Annotated in this window: 20 protein-coding genes and 1 tRNA gene; 7 read left to right on the top strand and 14 right to left on the bottom strand. The window is 60.5% G+C overall.

What is annotated here, in order from left to right; genetic code table 11:
- Positions 1 to 421 precede the first annotated feature (421 nt).
- On the bottom strand, positions 422 to 1039 hold the full coding sequence (locus CER19_RS06065; protein ID WP_116665754.1) for a TetR/AcrR family transcriptional regulator: 618 nt from the start codon (positions 1037 to 1039) through the stop codon (positions 422 to 424).
- A 134-nt stretch (positions 1040 to 1173) separates the two neighbouring features.
- Here CER19_RS06065 and CER19_RS06060 point away from each other — a divergent pair, with 134 nt between their 5' ends.
- Complete coding sequence (locus tag CER19_RS06060; protein ID WP_116665753.1) at positions 1174 to 1614, top strand: hotdog fold domain-containing protein; 441 nt, start codon at positions 1174 to 1176, stop codon at positions 1612 to 1614.
- Positions 1615 to 1689: 75 nt separating this feature from the next.
- Here the strand turns inward: CER19_RS06060 and CER19_RS06055 are convergent, their stop codons facing one another.
- Together CER19_RS06055 and CER19_RS06050 are read right to left on the bottom strand one after the other, a co-directional pair.
- A complete protein-coding gene (locus CER19_RS06055; protein ID WP_116665752.1) occupies positions 1690 to 3000 on the bottom strand; it encodes a HAMP domain-containing sensor histidine kinase in 1311 nt (436 codons plus the stop codon).
- Positions 2993 to 3667, bottom strand: coding sequence for a response regulator transcription factor (locus CER19_RS06050; RefSeq protein WP_116665751.1), 675 nt, complete (start codon positions 3665 to 3667; stop codon positions 2993 to 2995). The genes CER19_RS06055 and CER19_RS06050 overlap by 8 nt, the downstream gene beginning before the upstream one ends.
- Before the next feature lie 136 nt (positions 3668 to 3803).
- Here CER19_RS06050 and CER19_RS28735 point away from each other — a divergent pair, with 136 nt between their 5' ends.
- Together CER19_RS28735 and CER19_RS06045 are read left to right on the top strand one after the other, a co-directional pair.
- Complete coding sequence (locus tag CER19_RS28735) at positions 3804 to 3977, top strand: hypothetical protein (protein ID WP_164692209.1); 174 nt, start codon at positions 3804 to 3806, stop codon at positions 3975 to 3977.
- Complete coding sequence (locus tag CER19_RS06045) at positions 3958 to 4305, top strand: hypothetical protein (RefSeq protein WP_116665750.1); 348 nt, start codon at positions 3958 to 3960, stop codon at positions 4303 to 4305. The genes CER19_RS28735 and CER19_RS06045 overlap by 20 nt, the downstream gene beginning before the upstream one ends.
- Positions 4306 to 4396: 91 nt before the next feature.
- On the opposite strand, the gene CER19_RS06040 is transcribed toward CER19_RS06045, so the two are convergent.
- Positions 4397 to 5896 carry a PLP-dependent aminotransferase family protein gene (locus tag CER19_RS06040; protein ID WP_116665749.1) on the bottom strand — a complete coding sequence of 500 codons (1500 nt, stop codon included), beginning with the start codon at positions 5894 to 5896 and terminating at the stop codon, positions 4397 to 4399.
- Positions 5897 to 5991: 95 nt separating this feature from the next.
- Here CER19_RS06040 and CER19_RS06035 point away from each other — a divergent pair, with 95 nt between their 5' ends.
- A complete protein-coding gene (locus tag CER19_RS06035) occupies positions 5992 to 7215 on the top strand; it encodes a benzoate/H(+) symporter BenE family transporter (protein WP_116665748.1) in 1224 nt (407 codons plus the stop codon).
- Between the two features lie 98 nt (positions 7216 to 7313).
- On the opposite strand, the gene CER19_RS06030 is transcribed toward CER19_RS06035, so the two are convergent.
- Together CER19_RS06030 and CER19_RS06025 are read right to left on the bottom strand one after the other, a co-directional pair.
- A tRNA-Asn gene (locus CER19_RS06030) sits at positions 7314 to 7389 on the bottom strand.
- 33 nt (positions 7390 to 7422) lie between these two features.
- Positions 7423 to 8346: a LysR family transcriptional regulator gene (locus tag CER19_RS06025; protein WP_116665747.1), complete on the bottom strand. Its 924-nt coding sequence runs from the start codon at positions 8344 to 8346 to the stop codon at positions 7423 to 7425.
- A gap of 100 nt (positions 8347 to 8446) precedes the next feature.
- Between CER19_RS06025 and lldD the strand changes: the two genes are divergently transcribed.
- Complete coding sequence (gene lldD, locus CER19_RS06020; RefSeq protein ID WP_116665746.1) at positions 8447 to 9577, top strand: FMN-dependent L-lactate dehydrogenase LldD; 1131 nt, start codon at positions 8447 to 8449, stop codon at positions 9575 to 9577.
- A 412-nt stretch (positions 9578 to 9989) separates the two neighbouring features.
- A complete protein-coding gene (locus CER19_RS06015; RefSeq protein WP_014719251.1) occupies positions 9990 to 10916 on the top strand; it encodes a GGDEF domain-containing protein in 927 nt (308 codons plus the stop codon).
- Between the two features lie 58 nt (positions 10917 to 10974).
- Here CER19_RS06015 and CER19_RS06010 read toward each other — a convergent pair whose 3' ends face one another.
- The 7 genes from CER19_RS06010 to CER19_RS05980 form a co-directional block, all read right to left on the bottom strand.
- Positions 10975 to 11748: a TenA family transcriptional regulator gene (locus CER19_RS06010; RefSeq protein ID WP_371921537.1), complete on the bottom strand. Its 774-nt coding sequence runs from the start codon at positions 11746 to 11748 to the stop codon at positions 10975 to 10977.
- Positions 11749 to 11826: 78 nt separating this feature from the next.
- A complete protein-coding gene (locus CER19_RS06005; RefSeq protein ID WP_116665744.1) occupies positions 11827 to 14289 on the bottom strand; it encodes an EAL domain-containing protein in 2463 nt (820 codons plus the stop codon).
- Between the two features lie 71 nt (positions 14290 to 14360).
- Positions 14361 to 16163 carry an ABC transporter ATP-binding protein gene (locus CER19_RS06000; protein WP_116665743.1) on the bottom strand — a complete coding sequence of 601 codons (1803 nt, stop codon included), beginning with the start codon at positions 16161 to 16163 and terminating at the stop codon, positions 14361 to 14363.
- Complete coding sequence (locus tag CER19_RS05995; protein ID WP_032896046.1) at positions 16156 to 16791, bottom strand: DsbA family protein; 636 nt, start codon at positions 16789 to 16791, stop codon at positions 16156 to 16158. The genes CER19_RS06000 and CER19_RS05995 overlap by 8 nt, the downstream gene beginning before the upstream one ends.
- Positions 16792 to 16794: 3 nt before the next feature.
- A complete protein-coding gene (locus CER19_RS05990; RefSeq protein WP_116665742.1) occupies positions 16795 to 17736 on the bottom strand; it encodes a rhodanese-related sulfurtransferase in 942 nt (313 codons plus the stop codon).
- Between the two features lie 101 nt (positions 17737 to 17837).
- Positions 17838 to 18131, bottom strand: a complete 294-nt coding sequence (locus tag CER19_RS05985) for a BolA family transcriptional regulator (protein WP_116665741.1) — start codon at positions 18129 to 18131, stop codon at positions 17838 to 17840.
- Positions 18132 to 18137: 6 nt separating this feature from the next.
- Positions 18138 to 18656 (bottom strand): DUF2059 domain-containing protein, encoded by a 519-nt coding sequence (locus CER19_RS05980; RefSeq protein WP_014719258.1) that lies wholly within the window; start codon positions 18654 to 18656, stop codon positions 18138 to 18140.
- A gap of 196 nt (positions 18657 to 18852) precedes the next feature.
- Between CER19_RS05980 and CER19_RS05975 the strand changes: the two genes are divergently transcribed.
- Positions 18853 to 20235 carry a class II fumarate hydratase gene (locus tag CER19_RS05975; RefSeq protein WP_116665740.1) on the top strand — a complete coding sequence of 461 codons (1383 nt, stop codon included), beginning with the start codon at positions 18853 to 18855 and terminating at the stop codon, positions 20233 to 20235.
- Here CER19_RS05975 and CER19_RS05970 read toward each other — a convergent pair.
- The gene (locus tag CER19_RS05970) at positions 20232 to 21188 is read right to left on the bottom strand and encodes a DMT family transporter (protein WP_116665739.1); all 957 of its coding nucleotides are present in this window, start codon (positions 21186 to 21188) and stop codon (positions 20232 to 20234) included. The two genes, CER19_RS05975 and CER19_RS05970, sit on opposite strands and share 4 nt — an antisense overlap.
- Positions 21189 to 21698 lie beyond the last annotated feature (510 nt).

Below are 21698 nucleotides of genomic sequence, written 5' to 3'. Positions count from 1 at the left end.
GCTAAAGCTCGACAGCTCCCACAGGGGATCGGCGGTGTATGTGAAATATCGCTTTGCAGGACCATCGCGCCAAGCACAACTCTCGACAGCAACACCGCCAAAAAGTGGGAGCTGTCGAGCCCCAGCGAGGCTGCGATGACGGCGGTACAGGCACCCTCTTCATCGCCTGAGGCACCACTTTCGCAGCCTCGCTAAAGCTCGACAGCTCCCACAGGGGATCGGCGGTGTATGTGGAATACCGCTTTGCAGGACCATCGCGACAAGCACAACTCTCGACAGCAACACTGCCCAAATGTGGGAGCTGTCGAGCCCCGGCGAGGCTGCGAAGGCGGCGGCACAGCCAACCTCTTCCTCGCCTGAACCACCGCTTTCGCAGCCTCGCCGGGGCTCGACAGCTCCCACAGGAGGATGAGGGGACTGACTAACCCGGGCTGATCGACTTCCACGCGGCTTCAGCCAGCAGTTCGCGGTATTCAAATGGACTCTTTTTGACCTTCGCCGACAACCACGCACGCGAGTAACTTTCCGCCGCACCAATGATCAGCGAAGGGATCAGCTCGGCAGGCAAGTGACTGAAATGCTCCTTGCGCCCTTCCCCGCTCATCCATTCCTTCAACTGTTGGTTGCGCTGTTTGTTGCGTGCAAGCAGCTCGTCCTTGAACGGGCCGCTGGAGACGGCAAAGCGGCTTTGGAACACGAACCGTGCCCAATCCGGCTGTGCGGTCACCCATTCAACGTAGCTATACACCAGCCCGACGACGCCTGCGTGGGCGGTGTCCGCCGCTTGCAGATAGTGGTCACGCAGGCTGGCCTGGTCCTCCAGCGCCGCAAAGAACAGCGCAGCGACCAGCCCCTCTTTATTGCCGAAGTGGTGATAGATAGCGCCCACGCTGGTGTCGCAGCGCGCGCGAATGGTTTCGATAGAAGTCGCCTCGATGCCCACCTCGTTAAAACACGCCAGTGCTTCGCGCAGGATGATGCGCTTGAGGTCGCTGCGCCTGCCAGGGAAGGTGCGTTCGATGAGATCGATGGAGTGCATGGGGGAACGCCAAATCAAAACAGTTTATAGGCTGAGCAACCGCTAGAGAAAGCTCGGCTTGACAGGCATGGATTTTACAGAATATTGTTCCGTAACAGAATAATACTCTGTAATTCGACCTTGAGGATATTCGTATGAGCCAAGCACTGAGCATGTTCAATAGCGTAGGCCCCGCCGCATTCAGCAACCTGGCGTGCCAGATGGCGCCCTACTTCAGCACCATCACTCCCCAGATCACGGAACTGAAGCCCAACCATGCGGTGGTTACCGTGCCGTTTCGCAAGGAAATCACCAACCACCTGGCTTCGGTGCATGCCATTGCGTTGTGCAACGCCGCCGAACTCGCGGGCGGCATGATGACCGACGCGTCGATCCCCGCGGGCGCACGCTGGATTCCCAAGGGCATGACTGTGGAATACCTGGCCAAGGCGAAAACCGATATCCGCGCCGTGGCCGATGGCAGCGCGATCGATTGGCAGACCGCAGGGGACAAGATCGTGCCGGTCGAGGTCTTCGATGCGGGTGGCGTCAAGGTCTTCACCGCCCACATCACCATGAATGTGAAACTCGCTTAGGCACTCGGTCGTTCAGCCCCCCACCGCCGCGCAGGCAGGCCAGCTAACTCACCCGGTGAAATGCACAGCCTGCCGTTACCCTACCGACTCCAAGGCCCGCGGCTTCACCACATCAAGAATGACCGTAAACCGCTGCTGCTCACGAATCACCTCAATCTGCCAGCCCAGCTTTGCGCATAACTCGCGCATCAACTGCAGCCCAAGACCATAGCCAAAATCATCCGACTCCTGCTGCGGCCCCGTCTCCCTGATGTGATTGGCGATCATCAGCCGGGGGTATTTGAAGCTGATTTCTACGGTGCCTTCTTCCGCGTATTGCAGCGCATTGCGCAGGAAGTTGCCGATCACGATGCGGCAGGCGGTAGGAGGCAATCGGCAAGGTCCGTCCTGGATGTCGATGCTCAACTCGATATCCCGGTTACCGATCAGGTAGCGGTGTTTTTCAATCAGGTCGCCCACCAGTTCGCTCAGGTCAACGTCTTCTTCCGGCAGCGGCTCTGGACGTTCGCGGCTCATCCACAGCAATGTCTCGGCGATCAGCTGCATGTTCAGCACCGAGCGTTCTATGCGCTGCAATGAGGGTGGCAGCACACCGCCCGACTGCAGGGCCAACAATTCGATAGTGGCCTTGAGCACCGCCAGCGGCGTGCGCAGTTCATGGCTGGTGTAGCGCAACAGGCGGCCTTCGCGCTGGCTGGCGGCCTGCACCTGCTCAACACTTTTGGCCAGGGCGTCAGCCAGCAGATTGAACTCCTTGAAGTTGAACCCCGGCCGCTCGCTGGCCAGGGCGTCAGGATTGTTCAAGGTACTGGACCATTGGATCAGGCGTCCCAGCGGACGCACCAACCACCACACCAACAGCGCGATGATGATCAGCGCCGGCACGAATACTGCCAGGCTGATGAGCTGGACGCTTTCCAGTACCTGGTCAAAGTAGGCGTCGGACAATGGCGTCTCGACCTCCCCCCCTACTTCCTTATCGTGGTCGATGTCATACATGTAGAGGGTTTTGCCGTCGCCCAGAGGCTGTTCGAGGATTATATGGAACGGCGCGTCGTCATCATCGGAGTAGAGATCGCCGAAGATATTCACCGCGCCGAAAGACAGGTTGGGCGGTGCATTCAGCAACTCGCGCACATCCTGCGGCAACGCCTCCTTGCCGATGACGCTGGTATAGAAGTAATTGTGCGGCGTCGGCGTGGCCGGATTTTGCTTGTAGTGCCTGACAAAATATTGGGCCTCCTCCTCCATCATCGCGCTGGCGGTATAGAACAGTCCGCGCACGGTGAATTCAGGCAGCAGCTTGCTGTAGATCACCAGCACCACGGCAATCAGTAACAGGAAGCTGCCGCTGATCACCCACTTCAAGCTCAGGCCATTACGCATGGGGTTTTACCTGAATGCCGACACCCGCCAGGGTGTGGATCAATGGCCGGCCAAACGGTTTGTCTACCGCCTTGCGCAACCGATGCATGTGCACTTTGAGCGTATTGCTGTCGGGCGGCTCATCGCCCCAGATTTTGCTTTCCAAACGCTCCCTGGGAACAGGCTCGGGACTGGCACGCATCAAGTGCTCCAGCAAGGCCCAGCAGATGGGTGACAGGTGCAGCTCCTGCCCTGCCCGGCTGACTTTGCGGGTGCTCAGCTCCATGACCAGGTCATCCACTTGCAGGCGGCTGGTTTGGCCGCTGCGCCGCAGGCTCAAGGCGCGAATCCGCGCCACCAGCTCGGCAAGCTCGAACGGCTTGACCAGATAATCGTCGGCTCCCGCAGCAAAACTGGCGAGCTTGTCCGGCAACGCATCCAGCGAGGTCAGCATCAGGATGGGGGTCTGGATGCCTTGCTGCCGCAACCGTGCGCACACCTGCTGGCCGTCCAGGCGCGGCAGCATGATGTCCAGCAGAATGACGTCGTAATGCTGGTTGAGTGCCAGGTTCAGCCCGGCCTGGCCATGGCTGGCGTGATCGCAGACGATGCCGCTGATCTCCAGGTACTCGATGACGGTGGTGGCCAGGTCCAGGTTGTCCTCGACCAGCAGCAGATGAATATGCACGGAAAAACCCCTCGGGCAGGCAGTACGCAGCGGTGTGAAGGATAGCGGAAGTCGGGCGGTTTCCCGTGATGTTTACCTGACGTTAACCCCGTGCGGCTTAGGCTAAGGCTCTTCTTATCCAGAGCTCGTCACCGTCATGAACCTGTATTCGATGATCAAAGGGGTGCTGTTAGCCGTGATTTTCCTCGCGCTGATGGTGGGCATCCTTCCACAGCAAACTCAGTTGGTACGCATGGGAGGCAATGGCTGGTTTCTGGTTGGCCAGAATGTTGAGCAGACAGGGTCGTGTGATGTCGCCCGTGCGTCGTGATGAGATAGGCGCCAGTTATGCCAGCCAGTTGGTCGCCTGCGTGGTGCTGGTTATTGGTGTGGCCGTTTCGATGGGTATCTATATCGCGCGCTTGAATGCGCAACTGGATGAGCAACGCGACCTGTCCTCGGTGTATCTGCCCGACTGCCCTGACGGGCGCGGTGGTTTTATGGTCTATCCCGATGACAGGCGCAGTGGTGATCAGTGCTACAACGCCGGTGAGGATGAGTTGATGGATGTCGATGAGCTGCAGCGGCTATCAGGCTCGAACCTTGCGCAATGGTTCGACTACGTCCTGCCTGCGGTTCAAACTCCGAGCAGGCTTTAGATACCTCGCACACTGCACGTAATGCCGTTCAGTTACCTCTGTAGGAGCGAGCTTGCTCGCGCCTACAAAGTCTTGACTGAACGGCACGGGCCTATTGCTTGCGCAGCGCAGTAGCCAGCCGCCGCATGGCTGTTTCGATTTCATGGGCGGTCAAGGATGAATACCCCAATAGCCAACCTTGTTTCTTCTCCTCGCCGGCATACAGCCGACTGAGGCCGGGCAACTGCACGCCTGCGCTGGCAGCTTGGCGGATGGTGTTTTCCTCCGACCAGCCATCGGCCAAAAGGCAGGGTATCTGCAGCCCGCCATGGGGGCACAAGGCTGTGGCAATTCCCTTCATGTGTTTGCCGATGGCGGTAAGCATGACGGCACGGCGTGCGGCGTACAGTTTGCGCATGGCCCGGACATGGCCGTGATAGTGACCGTCCTCCATGAAGCGCGCCAGTGTCAGTTGAAGGATCTGTGGCGTGTGGCCGTCCATGATGCTTCGCGCGTAGGTGAAGGCGTTGACCAGCTCGGCAGGCAGCACCATGTAGCCCATCCGCAATCCAGGGTAGAGCGTTTTGCTGAAGGTACCGAGGTAGATCGTGCGCTGGTACGGGTCCAGGCCCTGGACGCAGGCAATCGGCGGTCCGTCGTAGTGGAACTCGCTGTCATAGTCGTCTTCGATGATCCACTTGCCCTGCTCGGCTGCCCAGTTGATCAGCTCCAACCGGCGCTCCAGCGCTAACGTGGCGCCGGTGGGGTATTGATGCGAAGGCGTGACATAGACGCAATTGGCACCGCTGCGGTCTGCCCGCAGCAGGTCGGTGCGTATGCCCGCGGCATCGACGTCAATGGGCACCACCTGGGTCTCGGCCGCTTCAAAAGCCTTCTTGGCACCGTAGTAACCGGGGTTTTCCAGGAGGATGGGCTTGCCGGCGTCCACTAATAGTTGGGCACACAGGTACAGGGCCTGGCGAGTGCTGCTCAATACCAGAACCTGGCTAGGCGAGCATTTGGCGCCGCGTTCGAGGTTCAAGTAGGTGGCGATCGCCTTGCGCAAAGGCTCGGCGCCTTGCGGGTCGCCATGCAGCAGGACGTTACCCCGGTAGTCCTTCATGGCCTGGCGTTGCAGGCGTTCCCATATATCGACAGGAAAGGTACGGGTTTCCGGCAGCCCTGTGGCAAAGGCCTTGACCGCCTGTTGATCAGTCACGCCACCGGTGTCGAACATCATCCGGCCGCGCCGGCTCAAGCCCGATCCTGGCGCTGCATCGCTGCGCTGGGTGTCTTGCCTTTTCATGCGCCGGCGCGCAGCCCCGCGCAACTCTGTGCCCACAGCCTCCGATACATAGCTGCCCGAGCCTTCGCGCCGCACAATGAAGCCATCCCGGTGCAAATGCACGTAGGCGTTCTCGACCGTGTCGCGGGCAACGCCGAGCGTCTTGGCCAGCACCCTGGTCGCCGGCAGCTTCAGGCCTGCATCGAGGGCGCCCTCCAGAATCAATGCACGCAGGGCGCGCTGGATGCGCTGATGCAGATCCAGCCGCTGAAACTCGGCATCGTTGAGCCGGATTTTCAGTGTTTCGAGCTCGAAGGTTTGCGCCATGCGGTCTGCTCTACATGAATAAATTGGCTGGAAGTAGCAGGCCAGTTTATCCGTAGACTCTGCGCATCGCCATTTGCAAGGAGCACCGTAACGCCATGCCTTCGTCAACATCCCACTCATCAGTTCGCCTCAGCGACTTCATCCCCCCGATTATGGCCGGCCTGATCTCGGTCATCGTCAACTATGGCGGCACCTTCATTCTGGTGTTCCAGGCCGCGAAGGTCGCCGGGCTGAGCCCTGCGTTGACGGCTTCCTGGGTGTGGTCGGTATCGATCGGCGTGGGGGTTACCGGGCTGTTTCTCAGTTGGGTTTCCCGCACCCCCATCATCACCGCCTGGTCGACACCGGCGGCAGCCTTTCTGGTGGTGGCCCTGTCCACTATCCCTTATGCCGAGGCGGTGGGCGCCTACATGATCTCGGCCGTAGCCTTCGTGCTGCTGGGCTTATCCGGCTATTTCGAAAAAGTCATCCGGCTGATCCCGCCAGGCGTGGCCGCCGGGTTGCTCGCCGGTATTCTGTTGCAGTTCGGCATCGGTGCTTTCGGCGGCATGAGCCTTGACCCGATGCTGGTCGGCTTGCTGATTGTTGCCTACCTCGTGCTCAAACGCCTGACCGCACGCTACGCGGTTGTGGGTATTCTGGCGTTGGGACTGGCCTTCTTGCTGGCTCAGGGACGGGTCGACTTGTCGGGCCTGGAACTGCAACTGGCGGCGCCCATATTCACCCGGCCTGAGTTTTCGCTCAACGCCTTGCTCAGCGTCGCGCTGCCGCTGTTTCTGATCACCCTGACCGGCCAGTACATGCCCGGCATGCTGGTGCTGCGCAACGATGGGTTCAACACCAGTGCCAACCCGATCGTGACCATCACCGGGTTGGGCTCCTTGCTTATGGCGCCCTTTGGTTCGCACGCGTTCAATATCGCGGCGATCACCGCCGCCATCTGCACCGGCAAGCAAGCCCACGAAGAGCCCTCCAAGCGCTGGATCGCCGGGATTGCCGCAGGCGTCTTTTACATCCTCGTCGGGGTCTTCGGCGTGACCCTCGCCGCGCTGTTCATGGCCTTTCCGGCCACCTTCATCACCACCCTGGCCGGGCTCGCCCTGCTCGGCACTATCGGCGGCAGCCTGGCCGGCGCCATGGCCGATGCCAGCTCCCGTGAGGCTTCGCTGATTACCTTTTTGGCAGCGGCCGCCAACATCACGTTGTTCGGGATTGGCGGGGCGTTTTGGGGGCTGCTGATTGGGTTGGCGGCGTACGTCGTGCTTAATGGGCGGTTGCCGCGTCGGGAGCCTGCTGCCCGTGAGAACGCTGCTAGCTGATGCACGTCCAGGTTTTTGATTTCTTCCGGCCCGCTTTGGGCTGACGGGCCAAATCCAAGGCAAAAAAAAGCCTGTATCTCTACAGGCTTTTCTCTATCTGGCTCCACGACCTGGACTCGAACCAGGGACCCAATGATTAACAGTCATTTGCTCTACCAACTGAGCTATCGCGGAATGCGCCGTATGTTACTGATTAAAAAGAAGAAGTCAAGCGTCCTCAGAAATTTTCCGCAAATCACCCCCCTGCTCGCTTGAATACGACGATTCCCTGGCCAGATCCAACCAGGCCCGCGCTGCCGGTGGCAGGTGGGCGCTAGCGCGCCAGGCCAGGGCAATGTGCCAGTCGGTGTGGGGTTCGTCCAGGGGGATCAGGGCGATGCCGGGGTGTTGGTGCTTGTGCGCCAGCATCCGCGGCAGGAAGGCGACGCCCAGGCCGGCGGTGACCAGATCGACGATAAAGTCGATCTGCCCGCTGCGAGCAGTGACTTTGGGGGTTACGCCTTTGCGTTCGCAGGCACTGAGGATCTTGGCATTGAGGGCAAAGCCGGCCTCGAACAGGATGAAGGGGGAGTCGGCCAGGTCAGTGAAGTCGATGCGCTCGCGCTGGGCCAGTGGGTGGCCCATGGGTAACACGGCGATCAACGGCTCGTTGCGCACCGGTTGGTAGTCAAAGCCTTCATCAACCGGCAGCAGCAAGGCGGCGAGGTCAACCTCCCCCGCTTCCAGGCATTCGCGCAGCCTTTTGCTGCCGTACTCGGTCAGTTCGATGTCGATGCCCGGGTAACGGCTGCGGTAAGTGGCGAACATCGCCGCAAACAACACGCCGCACCCTACCGGCGGCAGGCCGATACGCAGCACGCCGCGCTTGAGGCCGCGCAGGTCGTTGATTTCAGCCATCAGGTCGGTACGTTCGGCGAGCATTACCAGGGCGCGGCGGTAGGCAATTTCGCCGGCTGCGGTGAGTTCATTCCTGTGGCCGAGACGATTAAGCAGGGGCATGCCCAATTCGTCCTCAAGGGTCTTGACCGCCTTGCTGACGGTGGACTGGGTCAGGGCAACCACTTCGGCCGCCTGAGAGAACCCGCCCTGGCGCACCACTTCGACAAACGCACGCAAGGTTCGCAGGTTCATCAGTATTCCTTTGGCGACTGGATGGCAGTGATAAAAGTTGTTTTTATCATGTCACAACTTTGCTTATGGTGTAGCACTTTGCCTTGTGGAGACACCGTCGATGATCATCTCGTCCGCTTCCGACTACCGCGCTGCGGCCAAGCGCAAGTTGCCGCGCTTTCTGTTCGATTACATCGACGGCGGCGCCTACACGGAGCACACGCTGCGGGCCAACAGTTCGGACCTGGCCGAGATCAGCCTGCGCCAACGCATCCTGCGCAATGTCGACAACCTGAGCCTGAGCACCCACTTGTTCGGCACGGAACTGGCGATGCCGGTCATCCTTAGCCCGGTCGGCCTGACCGGTATGTATGCGCGACGCGGTGAAGTGCAAGCGGCCAAGGCGGCGGCCAACAAACACATCCCCTTTTGCCTGTCGACGGTGTCGGTGTGTTCGATTGAGGAAGTGGCCTCGCAAAGCCCGCAGTCGATCTGGTTCCAGCTGTATGTGCTCAAGGATCGCGGCTTCATGCGCAACGCCCTGGAGCGGGCGCAGGCCGCCGGGGTGACCACCTTGGTGTTCACCGTTGACATGCCGACACCGGGCGCACGCTACCGTGACGCTCACTCGGGCATGTCCGGCCCCTACGCGGCGCAGCGGCGCATGTTGCAGGCGGTGACCAAGCCGCAGTGGGCCTTCGATGTGGGCTTGATGGGTCGCCCTCACGACCTGGGCAATATCTCCAAATACCTGGGCAAACCTACCCACTTGGAGGACTACATTGGTTGGCTGGCCAACAACTTCGACCCGTCGATCAGTTGGAAAGACCTGGAGTGGATCCGCGAGTTCTGGAAAGGCCCGATGATCATCAAGGGCATCCTCGACCCGCAGGATGCCAAGGACGCGGTGAGTTTCGGTGCCGACGGCATCGTGGTCTCGAACCATGGCGGCCGCCAGCTCGACGGGGTGCTCTCCACGGCCAAGGCGTTGCCGCCGATTGCCGAAGCGGTGGGCGATGACCTGACCGTGCTGGTGGACTCCGGCATTCGCTCGGGGCTCGACGTGGTGCGTATGCTCGCCCTGGGCGCCAAGGCGTGCCTGCTGGGGCGTGCCACCGCCTATGCGCTGGCCGCCGAGGGCCAGCATGGGGTGGAGAACCTGCTGGACATCTTCGCCAAGGAAATGCGCGTGGCCATGACCCTGACCGGGGTCACCTCCATCGCGCAGATCGACCGTACCACCCTAGTCTAATGCTGATAGGTGCGGTGTACTTTGTTTGCGAATAACCGATGCGTGGTTTATTTGCGACAAACAACTCGCCCCACTGAAACAGTAACGTCAACCGGGCCGGCGGCAACGCTGGCCTAAATCAGCCAAATAACTGGCGCCATGCGTTAACGGATTTTTCTTACATCTAAAACAGTTAATTGATTCATAAGCAGTTTTGCTAACTAAACCTACTTGGCATGAATCTCGCTCTAGTACTGTTCAAGCAGGTTCGGCGATGACAAGACGTGCGGCAGTGCCCCGGGGTTATAACCCACGGAAAAGCGGTTTAAACTGTTTCCAATGTTTTACGGAACTGACGGATCAGTAAGACGCTTGGCACTTGCCACTCTCATCCCGCCTGTAAGACAGCCCAGTGCTTAGAGGCCACCCGCTTATGAAAACCCCCACCCAGACCAACGCAATTGACTTTGACAGTGCCAAATTGCAACGCCTGGGATTTGGCCAGCCATCCTTACGCCCACGCCGCCCCGCCACCCTCGCCGAACTTCGCCAGCAACTGAACCAGCAGTTGCAGACCAGCCTGGAGCCGGAGCGCATCCTGGGTCTGTTCTTTCGTGAGGTTCAGCGCCTGGTGCCGCTGGACGCGCTGCAATACCGCCACGCCGCCAGCGACCTGCGCCTGGAGTTTGGCCACCGAGGTCATCACTCCGTCAGCTACACCCTGAGCCATGAAGGCGAGCACCTGGGGGAACTGGTCTTTCGTCGCAACCAGCGGTTACTTGAAGAGGAACTGAGCCAGCTTGAACTGCTGCTGGTGACCTTGCTTTATCCGATGCGCAACGCCCTGCTCTACCGCGCCGCCACCCGCAGCGCCCTGCGTGACCCGTTGACCGAAACCGGCAACCGTGTGGCCATGGACCAGACGCTGCAGCGAGAAATCGACATGGCACGCCGGCACCTGCATCCGCTGTCGTTGTTAATGCTGGACATCGACCACTTCAAGAAAATCAACGACACCCATGGGCATGCCGCAGGCGACAGCGTGCTGCGCGCCGTGGCCGGGGCGATCAAACGCCAGCTGCGCAACGTAGACATGGTGTTCCGGTTTGGCGGGGAAGAGTTTTTGATCCTGCTGTCCAACACCGGTCGCGATGCCGCGAGGATGGTGGGAGAGCGCCTGCGCCAGGCGGCACAAGCCCAGGATTACTGGGTGGAGGGCACGCGAATCGAACTGACCGTGAGCCTCGGTTGCTCGACGCTGCTGGCGGCCGAGTCGGCTGAAAGCCTGCTGCGCCGGGCCGACAATGCGTTGTATGTGGCTAAGCGCGAAGGTCGTAACCGCTTGGCGATGGCGGGGTAAGGTCAGTTGTGGCGAGGGAGCTTGCTCCCTCGCCACAAGTACCATCAGAACAGTTACATCACGCCTCGCTGGCGATGCGCACAGGGCGCTCGCGAACGGCTGGTGCCTTGTCTTTCTCCGTATTCTCTAGACGCATGCAGCTTTCCAGGAACAAGTGCATGTAGTCGTAGCTCTTGCATACCGCCTGGCGCAACTCTTCCTGCAGGGCCTTGCTCGGGTTGGTCCCGGCCAAAGTGCAGATGATTTCCAGGGCTTCCCAAGGGTGGGCGTCGTCGTACTGGGCGTGCATCTTCAGCCACTTCATCGCCCGCTTGCGATCTTCCTCCGGGAAGGCGGCGGCATACACACCGGTAGAGCAGACCACGGCGGACCACTCCCCCGTCGCTCCCTCGATCGCGTAGTTGGTGGCGGCAATCGCGACGATCAACGCATCCGCCGAGCTGGTATGCCAGCACCAATGGCTCAGTGCGTGCAACTCGGGCGGCACCTCCTGCGCTTGCAGTTCTTCAAGGCTGACGCCGTGAGCCCGCGCCCAATTGACCCAATAGTCGGCATGGTTGAGCTCCACGCGAATGTTGCGCATCAGCCAACGGCGCGCCATATCCTCCCCAGGATGGCGGGCAAACTTGGTCTTGGTCAGGTTCTGCGCCATGTACAAGGCAAACTGTTCCACCACCGGCCAACCACCAATCAGGTAGTGGCGCATGGTCTTGGCGCTGAGGGCGTTGTCGCGCATGCGCTGGTACAGTTCGTGCTCGACAACCCGACGCTTGCTCTCGCTACAGTCCCGGATCAATTGCTGCGCCCAGGCGGGGTAACTCGAGGCTTCCATAAGCGGGCCGGTTCTGTTGAATGTGTCGATCACTGTGGGGCTCCTTTTCAAGTGTGATTGTACAGACCAGCAAATGTTTCAGCGGAAAGTGCCGGGCGCCTTGAATAACAGTGGCTGCGGCCGCTCAGGTCGGCACTGCAAGCTATCAAAGGTAAACAATTGCGGGCGTTCAATCAGGTAGCCCTGAGCGTAATCCACACCTATCTCAAGTAAAGCCTGTTCGATCTGGGGTGTTTCAACAAACTCGGCAATTGTGCGCTTACCCATGACGTGGCCGATGTGGTTGATCACTTCGACCATGGCGCGGTTAATCGGGTCGTCCAGCATATCCTTTACGAAACTTCCATCGATCTTCAGGAAGTCTACAGGTAAATGTTTCAAATATGCGAATGAGGACATTCCGGCGCAAAAGTCATCGAGTGAAAAATGGCACCCTAACGCTTTGAGTTCATTAATAAATCGAATCGCGCTGCCCAAATTGGCTATAGCGCTGGTTTCAGTTATTTCAAAACAAATCATTTCCGGTGGAATGTTGTAAGTATCGAATTTCTGACGTAAAAATCCTAAAAAGTCATCGTCGCCAATGGTTATGCCTGACAGATTAATCGCACACATGGCCATGGGTCGGCCCGGACGTTCAAGCATGCAACGGGCGATAATCTTGAATACGTTTTCCACTACCCAACGATCCAGGGACGTCATCAACCCGTAACGTTCGGCCGCCGGAATAAAACTGTTGGGCAAAATGATCCGCCCCGCTTCGTCATGCAGGCGCAAGAGAATTTCGATGTGCCCATTGCCGGCGTCGGTAGAGCCCAAAGGCGCAATTTCCTGGGCGTAGAGGCAAAAGCGGTCTTCCTCAAGAGCGATATGCAGCCGCTGTACCCAGGCCATCTCGCCAAACCGCAGAGACAACTCCGAGTCGTCGACATGGTAGACCTGCACCCGATTCCGCCCTTTTTCCTTGGCCATGTAGCACGCCATGTCGGCGGCGCGCAGGGAGGTTTCCAGGGTGGTCGGGGTTTGCGAGATATGCACCAGGCCAATGCTGACAGTGGTCATGAAGGGCCGCCCCTTCCACACGAAGTGCAAGCTCTGCACGGTATGGCGCAGGCTCTCGGCGATTTTTTCCGCCACCGGCGCCGGGCAGTTTTCCAGCAGGATGCCAAACTCGTCGCCGCCCAACCGAGCCAGGGTGTCGCCTTCACGCAGGTCCGACTGCAGCAGCGCGCAGATGTGACGCAGCAATTCATCGCCCGCCGCGTGGCCACAGGTGTCATTGACCAGCTTGAACTGGTCGAGATCGAGGAACATCAAGGCATGTCGCCCACTCTGCTGGCGCGCGACCTGTTGCAGCACTTGTTCAAGGCGGAACTCGAACTCGCGACGGTTAGCCAGGCCGGTCAACGCGTCGTGGGTGGCCTGCCAGGAAAGGTTGGCGATGTACTGGCGTTCCTGGGTCATGTCGTGCAACACCAGCACCGCACCGCTGATCTTGCCGGCGCTGCGGATCGGCGCGCCCACCAGGGTCACCGAGACGGTACTGCCGTCCAGGCGCTGGATCAGCTTGGAATGCTCGCTGCCGCCGCTGAACTGGCCTTTGACGATGTGTTCAATCAGGGTGAAGCCGTCGGGCTCGGCGTTTTCATCCAAAAGCTTGAACAGCGCCGCCAGCGGCAGGCCCTGGGCTTGCTCCGAGCGCCAGTGGGTCAAAGCTTCGGCTGCAGGGTTCATATAGGCAATGGCCCCGTCGACGTCGGTGGTAATCACCCCGTCGCCAATCGACTCCAATGTGATCTGCGCCCGCTCCTTCTCCGCTTGCAGCGCATCGGCAAAGGCATGACGCTGGGCCAGCAGCTTGTGGGTGCGCAGCAGCGCCAACACGATCAGGCCTAGGGCGGTCGCCAGGTTGGTGATCAACAACAGGCGCAGGATCATCCGCGAACCTTCGCCCAGGGCATCGCTGAACGCCTTGGCGGCGGGCGTCACCCCCTCATTGATGGCAGTGATGCGCGCCTTCCAACTATGCACATCGTCACTGCTGACGTGGCCGGAGGTAATGGCGCCGTGCATCTCCTGAGCCAGCTCATCCAGCTGCACCAGGTAGCCGTCGCCCACCGTCCACAGCTCAATGGCTTTTTCCAGGTAGCTGAAATGACGGAAGTTGAGGTACAGCCAGATCAGGCTGGAAACGTCGTCCGGATGATTGCCGCCCTTGAGAATGCCCAGGCGTGCGGCGTCCGTATCGGGGGTGGGACGGTCCAGGGCAATGCGCAACTCATGCCCACCCTGGGGCACGGCAATGGCCTGCTGGTATTTGAGGTAGGTGGCGTCGTTGCGGTTATCGGCGTAGAGGGTCAGGTAGTAAATGGCGTCTTTCTGGCCCTTGGACCACAGGCTTTCGCCCGCCACATAGCCCCGCACTGCCGAAAGCACGTAGAGACTGACGCAGCCTAACAATGCCTGGAACAACACGACGGCGATAAAGGGCCAGACAATACCCAGCAGGCGTGGCGTTCCGAGAGTCCGCTTTTGCTTCATGAAGTCCCTTACACATGCACAGCTTGATACGCACGCGAAAATCCGCTCCCGATAGCACAGCCTAAGCTAAATCAACGCACTTGTTGCAAGTGTCCGTACAGTTTGGCGTACAACCCACCATCGGCAATCAACTGCTGGTGGTCGCCATCCTCGGCAATGTGCCCGCCATCGAACACCAACACTCGGTCAGCCTGCTTCACCGCAGACAGCCGGTGGGCGATGATCAGTGTAGTACGCCCGCTGAGAAACCGCGCCAGTGCCTGGTGCAGGTTGTACTCGGTCGCCGCATCCAATGCGGAGGTGGCCTCGTCCAGAATCACCACTTTAGGCTCGGCAAGCACCATGCGGGCAATGGCCAGGCGTTGCCGCTGACCACCGGAAAAGCGCACGCCCGAACGCCCAACCACGCTGTCCAGGCCCAAAGGCAGTGCTTTGACGGTAGCATCCAGCTGGGCGATTTCCAGCGCCTGCCAGCAGGCTTGATCGGTGCGGGTACGGCCCATGGTCAGGTTGGCGCGCACAGTGTCGTTGAACAGCGCCGGGTGTTGCAGCACCACCGCGACGTTCTCGCGGATGGTCTCCAGGCCGATCTCCTGCTGGGTGGCAGCGCCAAAACGTATACTGCCGGCCTGCGGCGTATAGAGCCCCAGCAACAGTTGCACCAGGGTGCTTTTACCGCCGCCGCTGGCGCCGACAATCGCCACCTTCTCACCCGGTGCGATGGCCAGGTTCAACTGGTTGAGCACCAGGTCTTCGCCGTAGCCAAAGTCGAGACCACGCACTTCGATGCCTACGGTCTCGCGCCCGCTGAACGGGTCTGCGCCGCCGGGGTATTGCGGCTCATCGGCACGCGCCAGCAGCTCGTTGATGCGCGACAGCGCGCCGCCCGCCGCGTAATAGGCGTATTGCAGGTTCAGCAGTTGTTCCACCGGGCCGATCATGAACCACAGGTAACTGAACACCGCGAGCATCTGGCCGATGGACAGGTCGGAAAACAGCACGGTGAGCATGGCCGCAGCGCGGAAGATGTCGATACCGAACTGGAACAGCAAGCCACTGGCGCGGCTCGAAGCGTCGGTTTTCCACTGGGAATGAATGGCGTAGTCACGCACTTCCTGAGCACGCAAGCCCAAGCGCCCGAGGAAAAAGCCCTGGCGGTTGCCGGCGCGCACTTCCTGGATGGCATCCAGGGTTTCGGTCAGCGCCTGGGTAAAGCGTGAGGTGCTGTCGTTTTCCAGCTTCTTGAGGTGCTTGACGCGCTTGCCCAACTGCACCGTGGCGTAGATCACCAAAGGGTTGAACAACAGGATCAACAACGCCAGTTGCCAATGCATCCACACCAGGATCGCCGAGGTGCCGACCAGGGTCAGCATCGCCACCAGGAAGCGGCTGAGGGTTTCGCCGACGAATTTGTCCAGGGTGTCCAGGTCGGTCACCAGGTGGGTGGTGACCGTACCGCTGCCCAGGCTTTCGTACTCACCCAGGGAGATACGCTTGAGACGCTCGATCAGGCGCACGCGGATGCGGTACACGATGTCCTTGGCCAAGCGCGCAAACAGCCGCGCCTGCACCACGTTGAACACCAGCGCGCCGCAGCGCAGGGCCAGCGTTACCAATAGCATCAGGCCGATGTAGCCGGCGGCTTTCTGCCAACCCAGGGGCAACGCGTGGTTCATCACCTTGAGCGCGGCATCGCCGTGGCCCAGCAGCACTTCGTCCACCAGCAATGGCAACAGCAGCGGGATCGGCACACTGCACAGCGTCGCCAGCACGGCCACGCCATTGGCGATCCACAGGGCTTTCTTGTGACGCAGCGCCAGACGGCGAATCTCTGCCCAGGTCAGGCGGTCAGTGCGTTGAGGTTGCTCATACACAGGCAGCTCGCTCCAGCCATCGACCCAATAACGGCGACAGCTCGGACAGCGGCTGGTAACCATTGGTCAGCAAGGCCAACTGGCCATTGCGCTCTGCGAGCAACGTCGGGAAACCGGCGATCCCCAGATCCTGCACCCAGGTGAAATCAGCCGCCGTGGCCGCGTGCTGATCGGCACGGTCGAACTCGCCGGCAAACTCGATACGTGGAATGCCGGCCTGTTCGGCCAGCTCCACCAGCACAGGGGCGAGGGTCACATCCCGTCCCTCGACATAGAACGCACGCTGGATCAGCCCCAGCAGCTTCCAGGCGCAGTCCGGCGCCAGGCTGCGTGCGGTGACGATAGCGCGGCACGCCGGCTCCGTGTCGTAGACAAAACCGTCGGGCAGCGCGCCTTCACGCTTGAACGGCTGGCCGGTGGCATCGGTGACGGCCTGCCAGTGCTCAAGGATGTAACGCCGGGTAGTCGGCTCCAGCGCCGCGCCGCTACCGGTGCGCAAGCCGCCCACCACCAGATGCACGTCCACGCCGGCCGCCTGGGCCTGCTCAACCAGCGCTTGTGCCACCGGGGCAAAGCCCCAGCACCAGGAACACATCGGGTCCATTACATAGAGCAGGCGCGCAGACATGGCTCAGGCCTCGGAAGGGGTTTGCTTGTAGTTGTAACCAATCGGGTGCGGCATGTTGCGGGCCTTGGCCAGTTCGATCTGTTTCTGGCGGTCGATCGCACTGCGACGGGTCTTCTCCGGCAGCTTATCCCAACAATGGGGGCAACTGATGCCGGCCACATAATGCTCGGAGGCGCGGTCTTCTACGCTCACCGGTGTGCGGCAGGCATGACATTGATCGTAGTCGCCTTCGCTCAAGTCGTGGCGCACGGTCACGCGATTGTCGAACACAAAGCAGTCGCCCTGCCATTTGGTTTCTTCCTGGGGCACCTCTTCGAGGTACTTCAGGATACCGCCCTTGAGGTGGTAGACCTCATTGAAGCCTTCGCTGAGCATGTAGCTCGACGCTTTCTCACAGCGAATGCCGCCGGTGCAGAACATGGCGACCTTCTTGTGCTTGGCCGGGTCGAAGTTGGCTTTGATGTAGTCGGGAAATTCGCGAAAACTGGTGGTTTTCGGGTCGATTGCGCCTTCGAACGTGCCAATTGACACTTCGTAGTCGTTACGGGTGTCGATCAACAACACTTCCGGGTCGCTGATCAACGCGTTCCAATCCTGCGGATCGACGTAGGTACCGACCTTTTTGTTCGGGTCGACGCCTTCAACGCCCAGGGTCACGATCTCTTTCTTGAGCTTGACCTTGGTGCGATAGAACGGCTGGTCGTCGCAGTAGGATTCCTTGTGGTCGATGTCGACCATGCGTGGGTCTTTTTTCAGCCAGGCCATCAGGCCGTCAATGCCTTCGCGGCTGCCGGAAACGGTGCCGTTGATGCCTTCTTCGGCGATCAGCAAGGTGCCTTTGATACCGTTATCGACCATCGCCTGCAACAGGGGCTCGCGCAGGGCAACGTAATCTTCGAGGGTGACGAACTTATACAGTGCCGCCACGACAATCGGTTGAGTCATGGGTGTTCTCTCCAGGTGGCTACCCTCGTAAGGGGTGAACCGGATGCAAAAAAAACGCGCCGGCTAAGCGGCGCGTTGCGGATTCTATCAGGGTTACCCCATCAATGTCCGCCGGCGCAGGTCGGCGAGGCCGGGGCTGCGTCGATTGTCGCCCATTCTTCGGGCGTATAGGTATGCAGCGCCAGCGCATGAAATTCGCTCATCAGGTCACCCAGGGTGGCGTAGACCTTCTGGTGGCGCTTGACGCGGTTAAGCCCCTCGAACTGCTGGCTGACCAGCACGGCCTTGAAGTGGGTCTGCAACCCACGGCTGTGCATGTGGCTTTCATCCAGCACGCTCAAATGTTCCGGGGCCAGGGCGGCAAGGGCCGTTTCGATACGCTGTTGCATGGTCATTCCTGCTTACTTCTTTTTGGCCGGTGCGGCGGCTTTTGGCGCCAGCTCGTTGGTCATGTCTTCCAACAGCTTGTTCACCACCGGTACGGCGCTTTCCAGCTTGGCCTGGGTCATCTGGGCCGATTGCTGGGTCAGCTGGGGCATTTTTTCCAGGACCTTCTTGCCAAGTGGCGACTGGTAGAACGCTACCAGGTCCTTGAGCTCCGATTCGCTGAAGTTGGTGGTGTAGAGCTTGACCATGTCTGGCTTGAGCTTCGGCCAGCCGATGGCCTGGTCCAGAGCGGCGTTGGCCTTGGCCTGGTAGCTGTCCAGTACGGACTGCTTGGCGGCAGGCGCCTTGGTCTGTTCGAAACGCTGGGCGAACATTTGCTGCACTTGCATGTACACCGGGGTCCCCAGCTTGTCAGCATGGGCCAGGGTAAGGAAGGCTTCGGCACTGGCGTTGTGGCTGGCGGTATCGGCAAGAACCTGGCCGCTGGCGCAAACCAGAGCAACCGCGGTACAGATGGCACGAAGACGAGTCATCGAGTTTCCTTTTCTAGCAGGCGAGGTAAGACCCCAAGGGCGACCATTCTGCGCCTAAAAAACCTCGCGGCTCAACCCCACCCCTTGGTAAGCCCCGGTTTCACGGGGCGCGAGGGCACAGATGCGCATTTAGGGAACCCACGCTGGCCGCCAGGGCCTAAACTGACCAATCACGACTGGATAAGGAGGGTGACCGATGAGCCGTATCGAAACCGACAGCCTGGGGGAAGTACAGGTCCCTGATGACGCCTATTGGGGCGCGCAAACCCAACGTTCGCTGGTCAATTTCGCGATTGGCGAGCAGCGCATGCCGCTGGCGGTATTGCATGCCCTGGCCTTGATCAAGAAGGCTGCGGCGCGGGTCAACGACCGCAACGGCGACCTGCCCGCCGACATCGCCCGCCTGATCGAGCAGGCTGCCGACGAGGTCCTGGACGGCCAGCACGACGACCAGTTCCCGCTGGTGGTCTGGCAGACCGGCAGTGGCACCCAGAGCAACATGAACGCCAACGAAGTGATCGCCGGCCGTGCCAACGAGTTGGCCGGCAACAACCGCGGCGGCAAGAGCCCGGTGCACCCTAACGATCACGTCAACCGTTCCCAGAGTTCCAACGACTGCTTCCCCACCGCCATGAGCATTGCCGCGGTGCAAGCCGTGAACAAGCAACTGCTGCCGGCGATCGCCACCTTGTCCGGGGGCCTGGCGGAATTGGCCGCACGGCATATGAAGCTGGTCAAGACCGGCCGTACCCACATGATGGACGCCACGCCGATCACCTTCGGCCAGGAGCTGTCGGCGTTTATCGCCCAGCTCGATTACGCCGAGCGTGCGATCCGCAGCGCCCTGCCCGCCGTATGCGAACTGGCCCAGGGCGGTACCGCCGTCGGCACTGGCCTCAATGCGCCCCATGGTTTTGGCGAGGCGATTGCCTCCGAACTGGCCGCATTGTCAGGCTTGCCTTTTGTGACCGCGCCGAACAAATTCGCCGCCCTCTCCGGCCATGAGCCGCTGGTTACCCTGCACGGTGCGCTGAAAACCCTGGCCGTGGCATTGATGAAAATCGCCAACGACCTGCGCCTGCTGGGTTCCGGCCCTCGCGCCGGGTTGGCCGAAGTCAAGTTGCCGGCCAACGAACCGGGCAGTTCGATCATGCCGGGCAAGGTCAACCCCACCCAATGCGAAGCGCTGTCGATGCTGGCCTGCCAGGTGCTGGGCAACGACGTGACCATCGGCATGGCCGCCAGCCAGGGGCACTTGCAGTTGAACGTGTACAAACCGGTGATCATCCACAACCTGCTGGAGTCGATCCGCCTGCTGGCCGATGGCTGCAACAACTTCCAGGAGCATTGCATTGCCGGCCTCGAACCTGACGCCGAGCAAATGGCCCAGCACCTGGAGCGTGGGCTGATGCTGGTCACTGCACTCAACCCGCATATCGGCTACGACAAGTCGGCCGAAATCGCCAAGAAGGCCTACACCGAAGGGCTGACACTGCGTGAGGCTGCACTGGAGCTGGGCTACCTTACCGATGCCGAGTTTGACCAGTGGGTGCGTCCGGAAAACATGCTCGGCGCTTAAACCGACATCCGCAGCCGCCGGGCCCTGAGCCCGGCGAGCAGCGACGGCGCCAGCGCCACCATCGCCGAGCCCGTCACCACCACCAACGCCCCCACATACCCCAAGGCATTGATCTGTTCGGCTTGCACATAGTCAGGCCACAGCCAGGCCGCCACTGCCACCGCCACAAAGGTCACCAACGGCGTCAACGCCAGCGTCGCACTGACCCGCGAGGCTTCCCAATGCGCCAGGGCTTCGGCAAATGCGCCGTAGGCCACCAGCGTATTCATGCAGCACGCCAGCAGCAGCCACCCTTGCAACGGGCTCAACTGCAACGCCTCCAGCGGGTGCGCCCAGGGCGTGAGCAACAGCGCGCACGACAGGTAGATCACCATCATCACCTGCAATGAATTCCACACCGTCAGCAACTGCTTCTGCCCCAGGGCATAGAACACCCAGATGGTGGTGGCGAGCAGGATCGTCAGCACACCGGCGGTGTAAGTGCCCATGGACGTCAGCAACTCCACCAGGCGTTGGTTGAAGAACAAGCCAAAGCCTGCGATCAGCACCATCAGCCCCACCCCCTGCCCCAGGCTGAAGCGCTCCTTGAACACAAACACACTGGCTACCATCAGAAAGATCGGGCCCATCTGCACCACCAACTGCGCCGTGCCTGGGCTGAGCAATTTCAGGCCCACCAGGTACAGCACGTAGTTGCCCACCAGGCCACACACCGCCATGCCCACCAGCCAGCCACCTTTGGGGCCAAGCACCTTGCGGCTGGGCAGGCGCTTGGTGGCGGCCAGGTAAACGAACAGGCAAGTGCCCGCTACCATGAGGCGAAACCACGTCACGGTGATCGGATCCATCACCTGCAACACTTGCTTGAGCTTGATCGGAAGAATGCCCCACAGAAACGCGGTCAGCAGGGTCAGGAAGAAACCGTAGACCCAGCGGCCGGAAGAGATGTGCATGAGTGCCCCAGATGCCAGAGGAAGTGGAGCAGGCATTCTAGGGGCAAGTCACCGAGTTCGGATACGCGATAGGCTTAAATGTGGGAGCTGGCTTGCCTGCGATGGCGATTTATCTATGCCCACTCTGTCGCTGACCCACCGCTATCGCAGCATAGGTATCTACACAACTTTTTAGGTTGTAGCCGTCAACGGTAACCATGATGCGAAGCGAGTCGCTCTTGATCTTGCTCTGCTTTTGATCTCAGGCGCCCCGTTAAACCACGCTGGCCGGAATTCGACAGGGATTTGGGGGGTAAACCGGCAGGGATGCCGGTTTAGCCGCCCCGCGCCATGGATGGCGCGTGGCGGCGGCCCCCCAAATTACTGGCGGATTACGGGCACACCGAGCCTAGGCGAGGTGCCGAGTGGTGGCCCCCGGTGTCAGGATAGTTGTCGCCTCTCCTGATTTACCCCCAAAGAGCATACCGAGGGCGGAAAGAGGCAGGTTGTGACGTACTATTCACCCGAACG

The organism is Pseudomonas sp. GL93 (genome assembly GCF_003408955.1).
GTDB classification, from domain to species: domain Bacteria; phylum Pseudomonadota; class Gammaproteobacteria; order Pseudomonadales; family Pseudomonadaceae; genus Aquipseudomonas; species Aquipseudomonas paracarnis.
This window is presented reverse-complemented; position numbering and strand designations above follow the sequence as displayed.

Excerpts from the sequence above, each read along its gene's own strand:
- CER19_RS06065 (WP_116665754.1), bottom strand. The coding sequence starts at position 1,039 with ATGCACTCCATCGATCTCATCGAACGCACCTTCCCTGGCAGGCGCAGC.
- CER19_RS06060 (WP_116665753.1), top strand. The coding sequence starts at position 1,174 with ATGAGCCAAGCACTGAGCATGTTCAATAGCGTAGGCCCCGCCGCATTC.
- CER19_RS06055 (WP_116665752.1), bottom strand. The coding sequence starts at position 3,000 with ATGCGTAATGGCCTGAGCTTGAAGTGGGTGATCAGCGGCAGCTTCCTG.
- CER19_RS28735 (WP_164692209.1), top strand. The coding sequence starts at position 3,804 with ATGAACCTGTATTCGATGATCAAAGGGGTGCTGTTAGCCGTGATTTTC.
- CER19_RS06045 (WP_116665750.1), top strand. The coding sequence starts at position 3,958 with ATGTCGCCCGTGCGTCGTGATGAGATAGGCGCCAGTTATGCCAGCCAG.
- CER19_RS06040 (WP_116665749.1), bottom strand. The coding sequence starts at position 5,896 with ATGGCGCAAACCTTCGAGCTCGAAACACTGAAAATCCGGCTCAACGAT.
- CER19_RS06035 (WP_116665748.1), top strand. The coding sequence starts at position 5,992 with ATGCCTTCGTCAACATCCCACTCATCAGTTCGCCTCAGCGACTTCATC.
- CER19_RS06025 (WP_116665747.1), bottom strand. The coding sequence starts at position 8,346 with ATGAACCTGCGAACCTTGCGTGCGTTTGTCGAAGTGGTGCGCCAGGGC.
- lldD (WP_116665746.1), top strand. The coding sequence starts at position 8,447 with ATGATCATCTCGTCCGCTTCCGACTACCGCGCTGCGGCCAAGCGCAAG.
- CER19_RS06015 (WP_014719251.1), top strand. The coding sequence starts at position 9,990 with ATGAAAACCCCCACCCAGACCAACGCAATTGACTTTGACAGTGCCAAA.
- CER19_RS06010 (WP_371921537.1), bottom strand. The coding sequence starts at position 11,748 with ATGGAAGCCTCGAGTTACCCCGCCTGGGCGCAGCAATTGATCCGGGAC.
- CER19_RS06005 (WP_116665744.1), bottom strand. The coding sequence starts at position 14,289 with ATGAAGCAAAAGCGGACTCTCGGAACGCCACGCCTGCTGGGTATTGTC.
- CER19_RS05995 (WP_032896046.1), bottom strand. The coding sequence starts at position 16,791 with ATGTCTGCGCGCCTGCTCTATGTAATGGACCCGATGTGTTCCTGGTGC.
- CER19_RS05990 (WP_116665742.1), bottom strand. The coding sequence starts at position 17,736 with ATGACTCAACCGATTGTCGTGGCGGCACTGTATAAGTTCGTCACCCTC.
- CER19_RS05985 (WP_116665741.1), bottom strand. The coding sequence starts at position 18,131 with ATGACCATGCAACAGCGTATCGAAACGGCCCTTGCCGCCCTGGCCCCG.
- CER19_RS05980 (WP_014719258.1), bottom strand. The coding sequence starts at position 18,656 with ATGACTCGTCTTCGTGCCATCTGTACCGCGGTTGCTCTGGTTTGCGCC.
- CER19_RS05975 (WP_116665740.1), top strand. The coding sequence starts at position 18,853 with ATGAGCCGTATCGAAACCGACAGCCTGGGGGAAGTACAGGTCCCTGAT.
- CER19_RS05970 (WP_116665739.1), bottom strand. The coding sequence starts at position 21,188 with ATGCACATCTCTTCCGGCCGCTGGGTCTACGGTTTCTTCCTGACCCTG.